This window comes from Streptomyces sp. NPDC018610, assembly GCF_044391765.1.
Classification (GTDB): domain Bacteria; phylum Actinomycetota; class Actinomycetes; order Streptomycetales; family Streptomycetaceae; genus Streptomyces.
In genome coordinates this window covers 121967-138567 of record NZ_JBISAL010000005.1, presented here as the reverse complement: position 1 = coordinate 138567, position 16601 = coordinate 121967, and the positions used below count along the sequence as shown (strand labels likewise).

Annotated in this window: 16 protein-coding genes; 8 read left to right on the top strand and 8 right to left on the bottom strand. The window is 74.5% G+C overall.

From position 1 onward, the window contains the following. Nucleotides 1–172 precede the first annotated feature (172 nt). Nucleotides 173–1321, bottom strand: coding sequence for a transcription termination factor Rho (gene rho / locus ACH5A8_RS14800; RefSeq protein WP_399001778.1), 1149 nt, complete (start codon nucleotides 1319–1321; stop codon nucleotides 173–175). Between the two features lie 348 nt (nucleotides 1322–1669). On the opposite strand from rho, the gene ACH5A8_RS14795 reads away from it, so the two are divergent. Beyond that, nucleotides 1670–2392, top strand: coding sequence for a class I SAM-dependent methyltransferase (locus tag ACH5A8_RS14795; protein WP_399001776.1), 723 nt, complete (start codon nucleotides 1670–1672; stop codon nucleotides 2390–2392). A 32-nt stretch (nucleotides 2393–2424) separates the two neighbouring features. On the opposite strand, the gene ACH5A8_RS14790 is transcribed toward ACH5A8_RS14795, so the two are convergent. The 3 genes from ACH5A8_RS14790 to ACH5A8_RS14780 form a co-directional block, all read right to left on the bottom strand. Next, nucleotides 2425–3180 carry a GntR family transcriptional regulator gene (locus ACH5A8_RS14790; protein WP_399001774.1) on the bottom strand — a complete coding sequence of 252 codons (756 nt, stop codon included), beginning with the start codon at nucleotides 3178–3180 and terminating at the stop codon, nucleotides 2425–2427. Between the two features lie 202 nt (nucleotides 3181–3382). Next, entirely contained in the window at nucleotides 3383–4138 is a 756-nt protein-coding gene (locus ACH5A8_RS14785; RefSeq protein ID WP_399001772.1) for a ferredoxin reductase, read from the bottom strand. Further along, nucleotides 4131–4736 carry a sulfite oxidase-like oxidoreductase gene (locus ACH5A8_RS14780; protein WP_399001770.1) on the bottom strand — a complete coding sequence of 202 codons (606 nt, stop codon included), beginning with the start codon at nucleotides 4734–4736 and terminating at the stop codon, nucleotides 4131–4133. Before ACH5A8_RS14780 ends, ACH5A8_RS14785 begins: the two co-directional genes overlap by 8 nt. A gap of 274 nt (nucleotides 4737–5010) precedes the next feature. Between ACH5A8_RS14780 and ACH5A8_RS14775 the strand changes: the two genes are divergently transcribed. Next, nucleotides 5011–5319, top strand: coding sequence for a hypothetical protein (locus tag ACH5A8_RS14775; RefSeq protein ID WP_399001767.1), 309 nt, complete (start codon nucleotides 5011–5013; stop codon nucleotides 5317–5319). Then, nucleotides 5316–6068, top strand: a complete 753-nt coding sequence (locus tag ACH5A8_RS14770) for a GNAT family N-acetyltransferase (RefSeq protein WP_399001765.1) — start codon at nucleotides 5316–5318, stop codon at nucleotides 6066–6068. Before ACH5A8_RS14775 ends, ACH5A8_RS14770 begins: the two co-directional genes overlap by 4 nt. 123 nt (nucleotides 6069–6191) lie before the next feature. Here the strand turns inward: ACH5A8_RS14770 and ACH5A8_RS14765 are convergent, their stop codons facing one another. Next, nucleotides 6192–6698 carry a MarR family winged helix-turn-helix transcriptional regulator gene (locus ACH5A8_RS14765; protein ID WP_399001762.1) on the bottom strand — a complete coding sequence of 169 codons (507 nt, stop codon included), beginning with the start codon at nucleotides 6696–6698 and terminating at the stop codon, nucleotides 6192–6194. A gap of 80 nt (nucleotides 6699–6778) precedes the next feature. On the opposite strand from ACH5A8_RS14765, the gene ACH5A8_RS14760 reads away from it, so the two are divergent. Together ACH5A8_RS14760 and ACH5A8_RS14755 are read left to right on the top strand one after the other, a co-directional pair. Then, a complete protein-coding gene (locus ACH5A8_RS14760; RefSeq protein WP_399001760.1) occupies nucleotides 6779–7930 on the top strand; it encodes a hypothetical protein in 1152 nt (383 codons plus the stop codon). A 199-nt stretch (nucleotides 7931–8129) separates the two neighbouring features. Then, nucleotides 8130–8936: a putative protein N(5)-glutamine methyltransferase gene (locus ACH5A8_RS14755; protein WP_399001758.1), complete on the top strand. Its 807-nt coding sequence runs from the start codon at nucleotides 8130–8132 to the stop codon at nucleotides 8934–8936. Here ACH5A8_RS14755 and ACH5A8_RS14750 read toward each other — a convergent pair. Next, the gene (locus ACH5A8_RS14750; RefSeq protein ID WP_399001756.1) at nucleotides 8929–11007 is read right to left on the bottom strand and encodes a SpoIIE family protein phosphatase; all 2079 of its coding nucleotides are present in this window, start codon (nucleotides 11005–11007) and stop codon (nucleotides 8929–8931) included. The two genes, ACH5A8_RS14755 and ACH5A8_RS14750, sit on opposite strands and share 8 nt — an antisense overlap. A gap of 288 nt (nucleotides 11008–11295) precedes the next feature. Here ACH5A8_RS14750 and ACH5A8_RS14745 point away from each other — a divergent pair, with 288 nt between their 5' ends. The 3 genes from ACH5A8_RS14745 (at nucleotide 11296) to ACH5A8_RS14735 (ending at nucleotide 14456) form a co-directional block, all read left to right on the top strand. Then, entirely contained in the window at nucleotides 11296–11667 is a 372-nt protein-coding gene (locus ACH5A8_RS14745; protein WP_399001754.1) for a hypothetical protein, read from the top strand. 185 nt (nucleotides 11668–11852) lie between these two features. Then, a complete protein-coding gene (locus tag ACH5A8_RS14740; RefSeq protein ID WP_399001752.1) occupies nucleotides 11853–13868 on the top strand; it encodes an FAD-dependent oxidoreductase in 2016 nt (671 codons plus the stop codon). A gap of 36 nt (nucleotides 13869–13904) precedes the next feature. Continuing rightward, nucleotides 13905–14456 (top strand): PadR family transcriptional regulator, encoded by a 552-nt coding sequence (locus tag ACH5A8_RS14735; RefSeq protein WP_399001750.1) that lies wholly within the window; start codon nucleotides 13905–13907, stop codon nucleotides 14454–14456. Nucleotides 14457–14580: 124 nt separating this feature from the next. Here ACH5A8_RS14735 and ACH5A8_RS14730 read toward each other — a convergent pair whose 3' ends face one another. Together ACH5A8_RS14730 and ACH5A8_RS14725 are read right to left on the bottom strand one after the other, a co-directional pair. Next, the gene (locus ACH5A8_RS14730) at nucleotides 14581–15114 is read right to left on the bottom strand and encodes a hypothetical protein (RefSeq protein WP_399001747.1); all 534 of its coding nucleotides are present in this window, start codon (nucleotides 15112–15114) and stop codon (nucleotides 14581–14583) included. 189 nt (nucleotides 15115–15303) lie between these two features. Continuing rightward, complete coding sequence (locus ACH5A8_RS14725; protein ID WP_399002388.1) at nucleotides 15304–16251, bottom strand: fibronectin type III domain-containing protein; 948 nt, start codon at nucleotides 16249–16251, stop codon at nucleotides 15304–15306. Nucleotides 16252–16601 lie beyond the last annotated feature (350 nt).

Sequence of the window (16601 nt, the reverse complement as noted above, 5' to 3'; positions counted from 1 at the left end):
GCGTGTTTCGAAAGTCCCGCCTGCCTCGCGACGCCTGGCACGCGCGCTCGCCGCGTTGTCGGGATCGTCCACGTACGCCCAGTACGAGGACGACCCTCCGCCTTGCGATCACACGCACCAGACGCCCCGGGGCCCGCCCTTCGGGCGGACAGCGCCACTTTCGAAACACGCCCTAGACGTTCGGCAGCGTCGGCTGGACACGGCGCAGGAACGTGGCGTTGTCCGGTGTGGCGCGCAGCCGGTCGAGGAGGGTCTCCAGGCCGGCCCGGCCGTCACGGCTGAGCAGGGCGCGGCGCAGACCGGCCCCGGCCGCCGACTCGGCGCGGGAGAGGAGGAGTTCCTCTCGGCGGGTGCCGGAGGCGCTGATGTCCACGGCCGGGAAGAGGCGGCGGGAGGCGAGTTCGCGGTCCAGCCGGAGCTCCATGTTGCCGGTGCCCTTCAGCTCCTCGAAGAAGAACTCGTCGGCGCGGGACCCGGTCTCCACCAGCGCGGTGGCGAGGATGGTGAGCGAGCCGCCCTCCTCGGCCAGGCGGGCGGCCCCGAAGAGCCGCTTGGGGCCCAGCGGCGCCGCCGCGTCGACACCGCCGCTGAGGGTGCGCCCGCCGGGGGCGGCCGCGTTGTTGTGGGCCCGGCACAGCCGGGTCAGCGAGTCGAGCAGGATCACGACGTCCTCGCCGGCCTCCACCAGCCGCTTGGCCCGCTCCACGACGAGTTCCGCGAGGGCGATGTGCTCCTTGGCCGTGCGGTCGAAGGTGGAGGCGTAGACCTCGCCGCGCACGGAGCGCCGCATGTCGGTGACCTCCTCGGGCCGCTCGTCCAGCAGCACCACCATCAGCCGGCACTCGGGGTGGTTCCCGGCGACGGCGGCGGCGATCTGCTGGATCAGCACGGTCTTGCCCGTCCTGGGCGGCGCCACGACCAGGCCGCGCTGGCCCTTTCCGACGGGTGCGACCAGATCCATGACGCGCCCGGTGAGACCGGAGGCCGGATGCTCCAGGCGCAGCCGCTCACGCGGGTGCAGCGGGGTGAGGTCGGCGAAGCGGCGGCGGTCGCGGGCCGCCTCCGGAGCGCGCCCGCCCACCCGGGCCACGGAGGCGAGGGCGCCCCGGTCGCCCGGCAGCCCTTCGACGACGTCGCCCCTGCGCAGCCCGTAACGGCGGATCAGCGCGGCGGGCACCTGGGGGTCGGCGGGGGAGGACAGGCAGTCCGCGCCGCGCAGCCGGCCCGCTCCGCTCCGGTCGACGTCCAGGACACCGGTCACCAGCTGGGCGGCCTTCTCGGGCCGCTGACGTACGGGAGGGTGTTCGAGTGTGGTGGTCATGGGTGAGTGTCCTTTCGCGGACGACTGGCACGGAACCCGTGCGGGGAGAAGGAGCGGAGAGGGGGGAACGGCCGCGAGGGGAAGGCGCGCACGGCTGCCTTCGGCGGCGGGAGACTCACCTCGGGTACGGCGGCCCGGAAGGGTGGAGCGCCCGGCGTACGAGGTGGTGAAAGCCGATGTGCCGATCGCCGGACTGGTTGGCCGGAGCGGCGGACGGAGCAGCGGGGAACCCGCTCGCACCTGACCCGAAGAGAGGGCTCAGAAAGGTGCTGCATGCAAAGTACCACACAAGCGCCCCGCGGCGGGCCCGCGTGTTCCCGGAGTGTGCGGAAGGCTAGGCTGACGTGGGTGTTCAGCCCCGAAGGCCCCACCCTCCGTGAACTCGCCGTGCAGGCACTGTCCTCCGTCGAGCACGGCTACGACCTGCTCGCGCCGAAGTTCGACCACACCCCCTTCCGTACGCCGGGTGCGGTGCTCGACGCCGTCGGCTCGCTGCTGCAGCGGACCGGGCCGTACGACGACGGGCTGGACCTGTGCTGCGGCACGGGCGCCGGAGCGGACGTGCTGTCCTGGGTGTGCCGCGGGACGGTCACCGGCGTCGACTTCAGCGCCGGGATGCTCGGCGTCGCCGCGGGACGCGCCCCGCGGGCCGTCCGGACTTCCTGGGTGCGCGCGGACGCCCGCGCCCTGCCCTTCACCGCGGCCTTCGACCTCGTCGTCAGCCTCGGCGCGCTCGGGCACTTCCTCCCCGCCGAACTGCCCGGACTCTTCGGCCAGGTGCACTCGGTGCTGCGCCCCGGCGGCCTGTTCGCGCTCCCGGTCCTCGCCCCTCCCCGGCCGCGTTCCGCCGCGTTCTGGACGCTGCTCGGCTTCGACGCGGTCATGCGGGTGCGCAACGCCGTGTGGCGGCCGCGGTTCGTCATGTACTACCGGGCCCACCGCTTCGGCGACGTGCTGCGCGAGCTGGAACGAGCCGGTTTCGGCGTGGATCTGTACGCGCTGCCCGAGTTCGGCCGACGCGCCGACGGCAGCCCGCGGGCCCGGCTGATCGCGGCCCGCGGACTGCCCTGACGGCGCGTCGGCCGTCATGAGGGGCGGTGGGCCTAGACCGCCGCCGGCACGGTGAACTCGTAGACGAGGGCGTCCTGTCGGGCGTTCACGAGCAGATCGGTGATCTCCAGCGGGCGGGCGTACTGGTCGTGGACGTGCCGGGTCACGCGGACCGACGGGCCGTCCGCGAGCCGGGTGATCGAGTCGCGATGGTGCAGGGTCAGGCCGGCTCGGCGCATCCAGTCGTAGGCCCGGCCCAGTTGGGCGCCGCCGGTGCCGTCGGCGCGGTCCCGGTAGCGGGCGAGCTCCGCGACCTCGGCGAGGGCCACGGCGGAAAACGATGTCACCGCCGTGCGCAGGGTGGTGCCGTCGGCCGCCGTGGAGCGCAGGCGGTGCACCAGGGTGGGCCGGTGCGGTGCGAGGCCGAGCGCGGCGGCGTGCTCCGGCGGGGGCGTCTCCCAGGTCACGGTGGTCCGGTCGAAGGCGTCCGGGTCGGTGGTGCGGGCGCCGATCGGGAAGGCCAGGCGGAAGGGCGGCCCGACGGGCGGGCCGGTCAGCGTCGCATGGCTGCCGCGCCGGTCGGTGGCGACCAGCCCGTCACGGCGCAGCACTTGGAGCGCCTGCCGCACCGTCTCCCGGCTGACATGGAAGTGCGCGGCCAACCGCCGCTCGGCGGGCAGCCGTTCACCGGGCGGGATGGTGCCGTCGCGCAGCTCGTCGAGGAGTTGGGCGGCGACTTTCCAGTACAGCGGACCTCCTTCGGCCCTCGCTCGTGTCCTGAGGTGGTCGTGGGGGGTGGTGCGGGCCATGCCGCGCCTCCTGTTGATGACGTACCGTAGCCGCTCGGGCTCATTGTGCCACCAGGTCTAACATTGGTCTAAACCACCAGGGAAGGCCGGTCCGGTGATTCGGCTGAAACCTTTCAGCAGAATCCGCGGAAGGACGCGTCGAGGGGCCTGTCGGAGGTGCTGCCGAGGAGCCTGCCGACGCCCGCGGTCCGGTCCGATCCGGTCAGCCGAAACGCTCGACGCGGATGCGGTCGACGGGCAGACCGGCCGCCACCAGGAGGCGGGAGGCGTGCTCCGCGAAGGAGTTGGAACCGCACACATAGGCCTCCCAGCCGCCCGCGGGCCGCTCGGAGACCAGCGGCGCGAGGTGGGCCGCCGACAGCCGCCCCACGGGGGCGCCGACGGGGCCGCGGCGGGTGAAGACCGGTATGGTCTCCGCTCCCAACTCCGCAGCGTAGATGAGGTCTTCGGGGCTGCGGGCGGACACCAGCAGCCGCAGCGGCACATCGAGCCGCCGGGACCGGTGGTGCCGGACCATCGACATCAGCGGCACGACCCCGGAGCCCGCGCCGACCAGCAGCGCCGGCCGGTCGCCGGGCCAGGCGAAGAAACCGCTGAGCGGACCGCGCACCTCCACCCGGTCGCCGGGCCGGGCCACGGTGTGGAACCAGCCGGAGACCTCGCCCCCCTCCACGTGATCCAAAGTCAGTTCGATGTGGCCCGAGTCGTCGGGCGGGGAGGCGATCGAGTAGTGGCGCTGGGCCGCGTAGCCGTCCGGCGCGGTCAGCCGCAGCATCAGGTGCTGTCCGGGCAGGTGCCCCGCCCAGGCCGGCACCGCGAAGCGGAAGGTGGCCGCGCGCGGGGTCTCCCGGCGGATCTCGGTGAGGGTGGCGGTCTGCCACACCGCGGCGGTCTGCTCACCGACGGCGATGCGCCCGGGAACGGCGAACCGGGTCGGGGGCGTGAAGGTCTCAGTCACCGGAGTACCGCTGTTCCTGCCAGGGGTTGCCGCGGGCGTGGTAGCCGTTGCGCTCCCAGAACCCCGGCTCGTCGTGGCCGAGGATCCGCAGGCCCGCTACCCACTTGGCGCTCTTCCAGAAGTAGAGGTGCGGCACCAGCAGCCGCGCCGGACCGCCGTGCTCGGCGGCCAGCGGCGAGCCGTCGTGGGTGAACGCGATCCAGGCGCGTCCGCCGCGCAGGTCCGCGAGCGGGAGGTTCGCCGTGTACCCGGTGTGCGCGTAGGCCACGGCGTGCGTGGCGGCGGCGTCGGGCCGCACCGCGTCCAGGAACACGTCCAGCGACACGCCGCCGAACCGCGTCCCGAACCTCGACCAGCCCGTCACGCAGTGGATGTCGCCCTCGTACGCCGACTCCGGCAGCGCCCGCGCCTGCTCCCAGTCCCAGGTGCGCGGCTCGGCCACCAGGCCGTCGACGCGGAAGGTCCAGTCGGCGGGCGCGAGGTCCGGGGTGACCTCCGCCGACAGCACGGGCCAGTCCTCGCCCGCGTCGTACTGCCCGGGCGGCAGGCCCGGATTGTCGACGCGCGGACGCCCGGTGAAGCCTCGGGTGACGTTCATGCGGGTGATGCCTCCAGGCCGCCGGGCGCGGCGGCCCGCTGGTCGAGCGGTACGGATCTCCCGCCGGCCGGGCGGGAGGGTGCTTGCGCACCCACACCACCGTACGCGCTCGTCACGGCCGCCCCGGACCGGGAGCGCACCGGTGTCGTGACAGCCGTGTGAACTCTGCCGCTCCCCGGGAATAGCCGCCCGTCGGTCCTTCTTGCACGGGGCGTGCCGGCGCGGTTCGCCCCGCGGCCGGTGACGCGGTGAGAACGAAGGCAGGAGAGTGGAGATGCCGAAGGTGCACGTGTTCACCCGGTACGGCGGCCCGGAGTCCGGGGCGCCGATGGGCGGTGACCGGTTCCGGCCGGAGGGGGAGCGGACACCGGCCACGACGCCGGCGGCCGGACCGGCGCGACGGACGGACCCGGCCGGCCTCGGGGCCCGCACGGCTTCGCGCGGACCGGGCGGGAACGGGCCGGTCGTCCCGGCCGCGCCGGGCGGCGCGACCCTCGGCGGCGGAGTCGTCGACGGCGGGGCTCCCGGGGCCGCCGCGCCGCGGGCCGGCGTCGAGGCCGCCGTGCCGGAGGTGGCCGCGTGAGCGTCACGACCGACCCCGGCCCCGCGGGACCGGCCGGCGGCCACGTCCTCGACAACCCGGCCCTGGCCGCCCTGACCGGACCCCACGCCCACTTCGCCGAGCGGCGCGGACGGGTGCTGCGCTACCCCGTCGACGTGTCCCCCTGGCTGGCGCTGCCCGACGAGCCGGACGCCGGCGACTGGGCCGAGCTGGCCGCCCTCGCCGGGCCCGGCGAGGAGGTCCCGTTGCTCGGTTACCGGGGACGCGTCCCGGACGGGTGGGAGGTCACGTTCCACATCGAGGGCGTGCAGTTCGTGGACGACGGACTGGCCGCCGCGCCCGACGCGGAGGCGGTCCGCCTGGGCCCGGCCGACGTGCCCGAGATGCTGGACCTGGTCGCCCGCACCCGGCCCGGCCCCTTCCTGCCGCGCACCATCGAAATGGGCACCTACCTGGGCATACGTCATGAGGGGGCCCTGATCGCGATGGCGGGGGAGCGGCTGCGGCCGCCCGGCTGGACCGAGATCAGCGCGGTCTGCACCGACCCCGCCTTCCGCGGCCGGGGCCTGGCCGCCCGGCTCGTGCTCGCGGTCGCCCACGGCATCCGCGAGCGCGGCGAGACGCCGTTCCTGCACACCGGCGCCGCGAACACGAACGCCATACGGCTGTACGAGTCCCTGGGCTTCCGGCTGCGGCGGCGCACCGCGTTCCTCGCGGCGCGGGTGCCCGAACGCCTGGCCGACGGGCGGGAGGCCGTGCCGGTGGCGTAGCCGTCCCCCGGACGGCAGCGGTGGCGCGGGCACGATCACGCCCGCGCCACCGCCGCGCCGACGGGCGCCGTCACCCCGCGCCGCCGCCGTACCGGGGTCCGCGATCACCTCCGCGCCGCGGCCTCAGCGGACGTCGGACGGCGGGGTCCAGGCGTTGTAGCGGGTGAGATAGCCCGCGAACCGCTCCAGGTCCTCGGCCGGCCAGTCCGCCAGCCGCTCCTCGAAGGCCGCCCGACGGCTCTCGGTGACCTGGGCGAGGATCTGCCGGCCGGTGTCGGTCAGGTGCAGCACCTGCACCCGGTGGTCCTCCGGATCCAGGCGCCGCTCGATGAGCCCGGTCCGCTCCAGCGCGCCCACCTGGCGGCTGACCGTGGACTTGTCCAGCGCGTAGTGCGCGGCCAGATCGGTGGCGCGGCAGCCGCCCCGCTCCTCCAGGTGCCCCAGCAGCGTGTACGACACCAGGGACAGCTCGGGGTGCATCCGGCCCGCCGAGGCCCTGGCCCGGCGGGCGAAGACCGTCATCTCGCGCTGGATGGTCTCCACGGCCGTCTCCCCGGCGGGCGCGCCGGGGGCCACGGCGCCCCCGTCGGGGACGACGGCACTCTCGTCGGGACCTTCGGCTGCAGTCACGGAACCAACCTCCCCAGTTCTGGTTGTATAGTACAACTGAAAAGAGAGTTGTATAAGCCAACCAATGGAGGGAGCGAGCGATGAGGTCGCCTGCGCTGCGCCATGTGCTCACCCACCTGATCACCCCCCTGCTGATGTGCCTGGGCATGGGGCTCGCGTACATGGGCGCGTTCGTGACCCCGGAGCCGCACCACCTGCCCGTCGCGGTCGTCGGCGAGGGGCCGCGGGCCAAGGTCTTCGCCCAGACGGTCAAGGACCAGGCCGGCGACCGGCTCGACGTCCGCACCGTCGGCACCCGCGCCCGGGCCGTCGACCTGCTGAAGTCCCGGGACATCACCGGGGCCTACGTGCCGGACGCCAAGGCCCCCGAACTGGTGGTCGCCACCGCGGCCTCCGACATGGGCGCGACGGCGGTCGAGAAGGTCTTCACCCCCGTCGCCGCACAGCAGGGCCGGCCGCTGAAGGTGACCGACGTGGCCCGCCCCGTGGCCGACGACCCCACCGGACAGGGCCTGTTCTTCCTGCTGATCGCGCTGAGCATCGGCTCCTACGCCTCCGTCGCCGCCCTCGGCGCGGCCGGCGCGGCCCTGTCCACGCGCGTCCGGGCGCTGCTCACGCTGGGCGTGTCCGTCGTGGTGAGCGGGATCGGCGCCCTGCTCGCCGGACCGGTCTTCCACCTGGCGCACCACGACCTCGCGGGCGTCTTCGGCATGGCCTGGCTCTACTCCGCCGGCATCCTCTTCATCGGCGTGGGCCTGCACACCTTCCTCAAGCGGTGGACCACGCTCACCATGATGGTGCTCTTCGTGATGCTCAACTTCACCAGCTCCGGCGGGTTGTTCAGGCCCGAGCTGCAGAACGGGTTCTTCGGCGCCCTGCACGCCTTCTGGAACGGCGCCGGGTTCGTCGAGGGCGCCCGCAGCCTGCTGTACTTCGACGGCGACGGCCTGGGCCGCAGCGTGGGGACGCTCGTGGTGTGGCTGCTGCTCGGCCTCGCCGTCAGCGCGCTCGCGGCGGGCTACGAGCGGCTGCGCACCCCCGCGTCCCACGGCGCGCACGCCGCCGGCGCCCACGCGGCCGGACACGCGGCCGGCGCCGCGCACGCGCCCGCCGGAACCCGCTCCGCGCCCGCCCTCCCGGCGCGCGGCACCGTCGACGAGGCCCGCTCCGGGGAGCCCAGGCCGGCGGGCGAGGCGGCCGAGGAGGAGATCGAGGAGACCGTCGCCGTCTGACGGTTGGGGTAAGGTGACCTGCGGCCGCGGACGTTCCCGGCCGCGGGGAACCAAGGAGGTGAGACCCATTACCGCAGTGTCAGGTCGGGTGCTCTCCTCCCGGAACGGCGCGGATCACACCGCCGGGTGACCGAGGGAGCGCCCTTCGCCTCCCGAAAGGTCTCGGCCCGTCATGCCCGAACTCCCTTCCGCTTCCGCCATGTCCTTCTCCGAGTCCGCACGCGCCGCGGCGGTCACCGCGCTGCGCGCGGCCGGCTGCGTCTTCGCCGAGGACGAGGCGGAGCTGATCCTCGCGGCGGCGCGCACACCGCGCGAACTGACCGCCCTGGTCCGGCGGCGCGCCTCCGGTCTGCCGCTGGAACAGGTCCTCGGCTGGGCCGAGTTCCACGGTCTGCGGATCGCCGTGGAGCCGGGTGTCTTCGTGCCCCGGCGCCGTACCGAACTCCTCGTCGACCAGGCCCTCGCCCAGGTCCCGGCCGCCTCCCTGGTCGTCGACCTGTGCTGCGGATCGGGCGCGGTGGGCGCCGCGCTGGCCGCGGCGCTCGGCCCCGTCGAACTGCACGCCGCCGACATCGACCCGGTCGCCGTGCGCTGCGCCCGCCGCAACGTGGCCTTCGCCGGAGGCCGGGTCCACACGGGTGATCTGTTCGAGGCGCTCCCGGCCGGACTGCGCGGCCGCGTCGACATCCTCGCGGCCAACGTCCCCTACGTCCCCACGCACGAGGTCGCCCTGCTGCCGCCGGAGGCCCGCGACCACGAGCCCACGGCCGCCCTCGACGGCGGCGCCGACGGCCTGGACGTCCTGCGCCGCGTCACCGCCGAGGCGCCCCAATGGCTCGCCCCCGGCGGCTGCCTCCTCGTCGAGACGAGCGAGCGGCAGGCGCCGGCCGCCGTTGAGGCCTTCGCCGCGGCGGGCCTCGCCCCGCGCCTCGCCGTCTCCCATGAGCTGTACGCCAACGTGGTCGTCGGCACCCGGCGCCGGGCGCCCGGCGAGACGCCTACCTGAGCGGCTGCGCGCGGGCCACGAGCAGGGCCACGTCGTCGTGGTTGTCGGGCTGGTGGAGGGTGCGCAGCAGCAGGTCGCACAGCTCCTCCAGGGAGCGCCCGGGGTCGTCCAGCAGGGAGAGCAGCATGTCCAGCCGCTCGTCCAGCGGATGCCGGCGGGTCTCGACGAGCCCGTCGGTGTACAGGACCAGCTCGTCGCCCGGTTCCAGGTCCACGGTGGTGGTGGCGAACGGGATCCCTCCGACGCCGAGCGGCACCCCCGTGGGCAGGTCGAGGAGCTCCGGGGCCCGGCCCGGGCGGACCCGGGCCGGGGGCAGGTGCCCGGCGTTCGCGATCCGGCACTGACCGAGGTGCGGGTCGTGGATGGCGTACAGGCAGGTCGCGATGGAGTGGTCCAGGCCTTCGGTGATCCGGTCCAGGTGCTCCAGGAGCCGTGCGGGGTCCAGGTCGAGCGAGGCCAGCGCCTTGGTCGCCGTGCGCAGCCGGCCCATCGTGGCGGCGGCGCCGATGCCGCTGCCCATGACGTCCCCGACCACCAGCGCCGTCTTGTCGTCCTCCAGCGGGATCACGTCGAACCAGTCGCCGCCGACCTCGATGGTGGCCCCGGCCGGCTGGTAGCGGGAGGCCACCTCCAGGCCGCCGGTGACGGACGGATGGCGGGGCAGCAGGCTGCGCTGCAGGGTGAGGGCGGTGTCGCGGGCGTTCTGGTACCAGCGGGCGTTGTCGATCTGCACGGCGGCCCGGGCCGCCAGCTCCCGGGCCAGCAGCACGTCGTCCTCGCTGAAGGGCTGCGGATTGCGGGTGCGTTTGAGGTCGAGGGCGCCCAGCACCTCGCCGCGCGCGGTCAGCGGCACGGCGAGATACGAGTGCACGCCCGCGCGGGCCAGGAGCACGGCCGCCTCGGGGGAGCGGGCGATGCAGCTGAGGTCCTCGTCCTTGACCCGCGCCACCAGCACCGGCTGCCCGGTGCGCACGCACTGGGTGACCAGGCGGTCGGGGCCGTAGCGGGCGATCTGGCCGGGCGGGTCGGCGGCCTCCAGGGCGTCCACCGCGTGGTCCGCCCGCACGGCCAGCGCGCGGAACACCGCGGGCTCCGTCGGGCCCAGACTGCTGCGGCGGCCCTCGACCACCGCGTCCAGCAGGTCCACGGCCGCGACGTCGGCCAGCTCCGGCACGGCGACGTCGGCGAGCTCCCGGGCCGTGCGGTCCAGGTCGAGGGTGGTGCCGATCCGGGCGGAGGCGTCGGCGATCAGGGCCAGGCGGTGGCGCGCGGCCTCCGCCTCGATGCCCGCGCGGTACTGCTCGGTGACGTCGACGATGGACACCGCCACGCCCAGGATGGTGCCGACGGTGTCCTCCAGCCGGTACATCGAGATCGACCAGGCGTGGTCCTGGTCGGGCTCGGCCGGGGTCCGGCCGACGGTGAAGACGTCGACGACGGGCTGCCCGGTCTCCAGCACCCGGCGGGTCGCGGACTCCACCTCGCCCGCCTCCAGCCGGGGCAGCACCTCGGGGACCGTACGGCCGATGCGCTCCGCGGCCGGGACGCCGTCGATGCGCTCCAGGGCCGGGTTGACGGAGACGTACCGCAGCCGGGTGTCCAGGACGGCCAGCCCGATCGGGGACTGCGAGACGATCCGCTCCGACAGCGCCACCTCCCGCTCCAGGCGCCGCACCGTCGACTGGTCGGCGGCCAGCCCCAGCGCGTAGACGTCCCCCCGGTCGTCCAGGAGCCGCATGTTGCGGAACTCCACCAGGCGCGTGCTGCCGTCCTTGTGCCGGATGGGGAAGGCCCCGGCCCAGCCCTGCCCGGTGGTCAGGACGTCGGCGAACAGCTTGACCACCACGTCCAGGTGCTCCTTGTGGACCATCAGCCGGGCGGCCAGCCGGCCCAGTGCCTCCTGCGCCGAGTAGCCGAACAGCTCCTCGGCCTGCGGGCTCCACAGCACGATGCGGCCCTCGGCGTCCAGGACCACCGAGGCCACGCCCAGCACGTCGAGCAACCCGCTGGGCGGCACCGGGCCACGGACCGACTCGTCGCCGCCGGCCGAGGGAGCCCCGGCTGCAGTCATGCCACGCACCGCCTTCGCCCGTCCACGCGGCCCGCCGCCGCTGCCGACACACCCTGCTGCACCGCGCCCACGCTCACCTCTCCGAGGGGCCGTCGTCTTCCTCCACCATCCCTCACCATCCGGGTGGCCGTCCCGCCGAATCGGCCGGAAGGACCGCTTCCCGCGCGGATGTGGAGTGCCGCCGGTAGTGCTCTCCTGGGAGGTGGTGCTTTGCTGAGGACAGGGGTGGGGCCGGCTTCGCAGGACCCCGCGCGGCACCACGGCGCGGTCATGAGAGGAGCGATCACGATGGACAGCGAGCGAGCCCACCCGGAGTCCGTGTCGGTGGAACTGAGCGGCTGCAGCAAGGAGGACGCCCGGATCGTGTTCGACGCCCTGTGCGCCTGCTACACGTCCGACCGGTGCGAGGGCGACGTGCCCCGGGACTTCCACGAGGTGCGCCCCACGGTCTGGCTCGGCACCTTCGACGTGGCCGAGACGCACGGGGCCGACTGCGGCCCGACCCGGCTCGGGGCGTCGGTGACGGCCGACGCGCAGGGCGGCTACTGGGCGATCGACCGGTTCCGCACGACCCTGGACTCCCTGTTCACCGTCCAGGACCTGTGCACGGCCTCCGGCGACCAGGAGCGGGAGCTGCACGTGCGTCTGGAGACCCGCTGAGCGACCCGTACGGCCGTCCCGCGCGGAAGAGGGCGGCCGTACGGCCGTCCGAGTGATGACCTGAGTCCCGACCGGGCCCGCCCCCGTCGGCCACGCAGTCGCGCCCACCAGTTGTGCAACTAGTTGCATAAAACCCCCGGCGTCCTCTACAACTGGCGGGTACGACTTCGCGCACGGAGGGCCCGATGAGCCGTTACCCGCACCTGCTGAGCCCGCTCGACCTGGGCTTCACCACCCTGCCCAACCGCGTCCTGATGGGCTCCATGCACGTCGGCCTGGAGGAGGCCGAGCGCGGCTTCGAGCGGATGGCCGAGTTCTACGCCGCCCGGGCCCGCGGCGGAGTGGGCCTCATCGTCACCGGCGGCATCGCCCCCAACGACGAGGGACGCCCCTACGAGGGCGGCGCCAAGCTCACCACCGAGGAGGAGGCCGCCCAGCACCGGACCGTCACCGACGCCGTGCACCGCGAGGGCGGCCGGATCGCCCTGCAGATCCTGCACTTCGGCCGCTACGCCTACCACCGCGACCTGGTCGCCCCGAGCGCCCTCCAGGCCCCCATCAGCCCCTTCGTGCCGCGCGAACTCACCGACGCCGACATCGAGCGCACCGTCGACGACTACGCCCGCACCGCCCGCCTCGCCCGGCAGGCCGGATACGACGGCGTGGAGATCATGGGCTCCGAGGGCTACCTGATCAACGAGTTCACCGCCGCGCGGACCAACCACCGCACCGACCGCTGGGGCGGCTCGTTCGAGAACCGCACCCGCTTCCCGCTCGAGATCCTCCGCCGGGTGCGCGAGGCGGTCGGCGAGGACTTCATCGTCGTCTACCGGCTCTCCATGCTCGACCTGGTGCCCGACGGCTCCACGCTGGAGGAGGTCGTCCGTCTCGCCCGGGCCGTCGAGGCCGCCGGGGCCACCCTCATCAACACCGGCATCGGCTGGCACGAGGCCCGCATCCCCACCATCGCCACCTCCGTGCCCCGCGGCGCCTACACCTGGGTGACCAGGAAGCTGATGGGCGCGGTCTCCGTCCCGCTGGTCACCACCAACCGCATCAACACCCCCGAACTCGCCGAGCGGCTGCTCGCCGACGGCTGCGCCGACATGGTCTCCATGGCCCGCCCGATGCTCGCCGACCCGGAGTTCGTCAACAAGGCCGCCGCCGGCCGGCCCGAGGCCATCAACACCTGCATCGGCTGCAACCAGGCCTGCCTCGACCACACCTTCAGCGGCAAGATCACCTCCTGCCTGGTCAACCCGCGCGCCTGCCACGAGACCGAGCTGGTGCTCTCCCCGACCCGGCGGCGCAAGCAGGTCGCCGTCGTCGGCGCCGGTCCGGCCGGCCTCGCCTGCGCCGTGTCGGCGGCCGAACGCGGCCACCGGGTCACGCTGTTCGACGCCGCGAGCGAGATCGGCGGCCAGCTCAACGTCGCCCGCAAGGTCCCCGGCAAGCAGGAGTTCGACGAGACCCTGCGCTACTTCCGCCACCAGCTCGACGCCCACGGCGTGGAGGTGCGGCTGAACACCTGGGCCGGCGCCGCCGACCTCGACGGCTACGACGAGGTGGTCCTCGCCACCGGCGTCACTCCGCGCACCCCCGAGATCCCCGGTGTCGACCACCCCAGCGTCGTCGGCTACCTCGACGTCCTGCGCGACGGCGCGCCCGTCGGCGACCGGGTCGCGATCCTCGGCGCGGGCGGCATCGGCTTCGACGTCGCCGAGTACCTGACCGACGGCGGCGACAAGGCGAGCGAGGACCCGGCGGCGTACTTCCGCGCCTGGGGCGTCGACATGGACTACCGCGCGCCCGGCGGGCTCGCCGCGCCCGAGCGTCCCGCGCCGCCGCGCACGGTGCACCTGCTCCAGCGCAAGGCCACCAAGGTCGGCGCCGGACTCGGCAAGACCACCGGCTGGATCCACCGCACCGAGCTCAAGCACCGCGGGGTCACCATGGTCCCGGGCGTCCGCTACGACCGGATCGACGACGCGGGCCTGCACATCACGGTGGACGGCGCGAGCACGGTGCTGGAGGTGGACACCGTCGTGCTGTGCACCGGACAGGACCCGCGCCGCGACCTGTACGAGGAACTGCTCGCCGCGGGGCGCGAGGTGCACCTCATCGGCGGCGCGGACGTGGCCGCCGAACTGGACGCCAAGCGCGCCGTCAAGCAGGGCACGGAACTGGCGGCGGCGCTCTAGTGCGGGGCGGCGTCCCGCCTTCCCTAGGATGACCGCATGTCACTCCCGCACGCGATCCTCACCGCCCTGCTCGAGAAACCCTCGTCCGGGCTGGAGCTGACGCGCCGCTTCGACAAGTCGATCGGCTACTTCTGGTCGGCGACGCACCAGCAGATCTACCGGGAGCTGGGCAGGCTGGAGGCGGACGGACTGATCCGCGCCCTGCCGGCCGAGCAGCCGGCCCGCGGGCAGAAGAAGAGCTACGAGGTGCTGCCGGCGGGCCGTGCGGAGCTGGCCCGCTGGACGGCGGCGTCCCAGGAGCCGAAGCCGCACCGGGACGCCCTGCTGCTGCGGCTGCGCGCCGCGGCGGTGGTCGGGACGGACGGCCTGGCACACGACCTCGAACGCCATCTGGAGCTGCACCAGCGTCAGCTGGCGGAGTACCGGGAGATCGAGAGCCGTGACTTCCCGCCCGGCAGGGACACGTCCCCGGACCGGCTGCGCCATCTGGTGCTGCGGGCCGGCATCGACCTGGAGACCTTCTGGACGCGGTGGCTGCGGCACGCCCTGGCGGAGTTCGCCGAACTGCCGCCCGACGACCGGCCCTGAGAACGCGTACCGGCACCTGCGGGTCCTTGACCGCTGGTTCCCCGACCCGCGGGACGGGCTGCCGTACGGTCCGGACCGATCCGTCGCCGTCCTCCGTCGGGGCCGATCCGGCGTCCACGGCCCGTCAGAGCCGGTACGGCTTCGAGCGGTGGCGCAGCACCCAGCCGGTGGCGATGAGCCCCAGGCCGACCAGCGACCCGCCGACGGCGAGCGTGAGGGGCCCGTAGTCCCTGGCGGCGCCGCCCAGGCCGCCCATCACACCGCGCGAGGGCGCCGTGGTGGCGGAGACCGCCGGGGCCGAGCCGGTGGGGACGACGACGGACTGGGTGCCCGCGGTGACGTTGTTGGCGCACACGACGATCACCGTGTACGTCCCCGGGCGCACGCTCTGCCAGGCGGCCGACTGGCTGATGGTCGTACCCGCCAGTGCCACCCGGAGACCCTGGGCGAAGCTCGTCTGTCCCTTGCCGAGCAGCGAGGCCGTGCCCCAGCCGCCGTCGACCAGGGTGCACGCGCTGGTGGTGACCGACACCGTGGAGCCGATGGCCTTCACGGAGATGCCCGGTCCCGCGGCGGCCGGCCCGGCGGCGAGCCCGAGGGTGAGGGCGGCGGCCGCCACGGCCGGGGCGGAGCGGAGGAGCGGCTGTGTGCTGTGCATGGGACTTCTCCTCCGGCGGCACGGTCGGCGGACCATCCCATGTGCCGCCGGAGATAGGGAATCGCCCGTGCTGCCTCAGGGGCAGCCAACGCCTCCCGCCCGCCTGCCGCACCCCCGGCGAGCCCACTCGGGTGACACCGGACTCGCCCGCCGGCGGCACGCCGGGGCCGGTGGCGGCGCCGCGCCGGACTACGGCAGCCCCGTGATCACCGTGCGCTCGGCCGTGAAACCGCCCCAGGTGCCGTCGGGAAGCCGGGCGCGCAGCCGCACCCGGTGACCGACACCGGCCTCGCGTCCCAGGTAGAAGCTGTACGACGCCTTCCCGCGCGGTGCGGGGCCGCCCCAGACGAGGGAGGTGGCCGCTTCTCCGTCGAGCTGGACCTGATACTCCGTCACCACACCGTCCACCGTGGGCGCGATCCAGGTGAGGTCGAGGTAGTACGCGCCGTCCGTGCGGTGGGTCGCCGCGTGGAAGGAGGCCGGGGCGGTGCCGTGGCCGTCGTCCGAGCCGGGCGCGGTGGTGAGGCGGACCGGCGCGCTCGCGGGGGAGAGGTTGTCGGCCGCGTCGCGGGCCCGGACGGTGAAGGAGTAGCGGGTGCCCGGCCGTAGACCGGTGACCACGGTCGCCGTCTGGTTCCCGCCCACGCTGTGGATCCTCGTCGAGCCCTGGTAGACGTCGTACGAGGCCACCTCGCGGTCGTCCGTCGAAGCGGACCAGGACAGCTGCACGGCCCGGCTGCCGACCGTCCGGCCGCGCGGGGCGAGCGGGCGGGTCGGGGCCGAGCGGTCCGCCGCTCCGGCGGCCGGCGTCGTGGCCCGCGCCTCCCGGCCGGCCGGCCCGAGCCGGCCGTCGGCGTCCCGGGCGCGCACGGTGAAGACGTACGTGGTCGCGGGGCTGAGCCGGGTGACGTCGGTCATGTGCTCGGACGCCGGTACGTCCTTCACCCTCGTCGGGCCGCGGTACACCTCGTAGCGGCGCACGCCCGGTCCCGAGGACACCGCGTTCCACATGACGTGCACGCTGGTCGCGCTGCCCGCCGTGGCCGTCACCCCGGTCGGCGCCCCGGGCAGTCCGCCGTCGCCCTCGTCCGCGGCGCCCCGCGAGCAGCCGGCGAGGACGGCCAGCGCGCCGCACACCGCGACGACACGCCCGGGAACGCGGCCACGGCGGTGAACGGGCTCCGATACACCTCGCACGAGGCCCGCCTCCCCCGTCGACTGCGGCGCGGACGGCCCGCCCACCGCACGGTCATTGGTCCGGACCAATATGCCCTCTTGCTGAGGACGCATCAAGAGGGCGATTCCGGACGGTCTTTGGCGGCCGTGCGGGCGCGTTACGTATGCTGACCCCATCCCGGTCGAACTGCCGTCCGTGAAAGACCAGTTCAGGCCGAGGCGCGGACCGCTGTCGTCGCTGATGCCGCGCCGCGAGGGCGGCCGGGGGCCTGGCCGGCGCCGCCCGGGGCCCCCGACCGCCCCGCACGTGT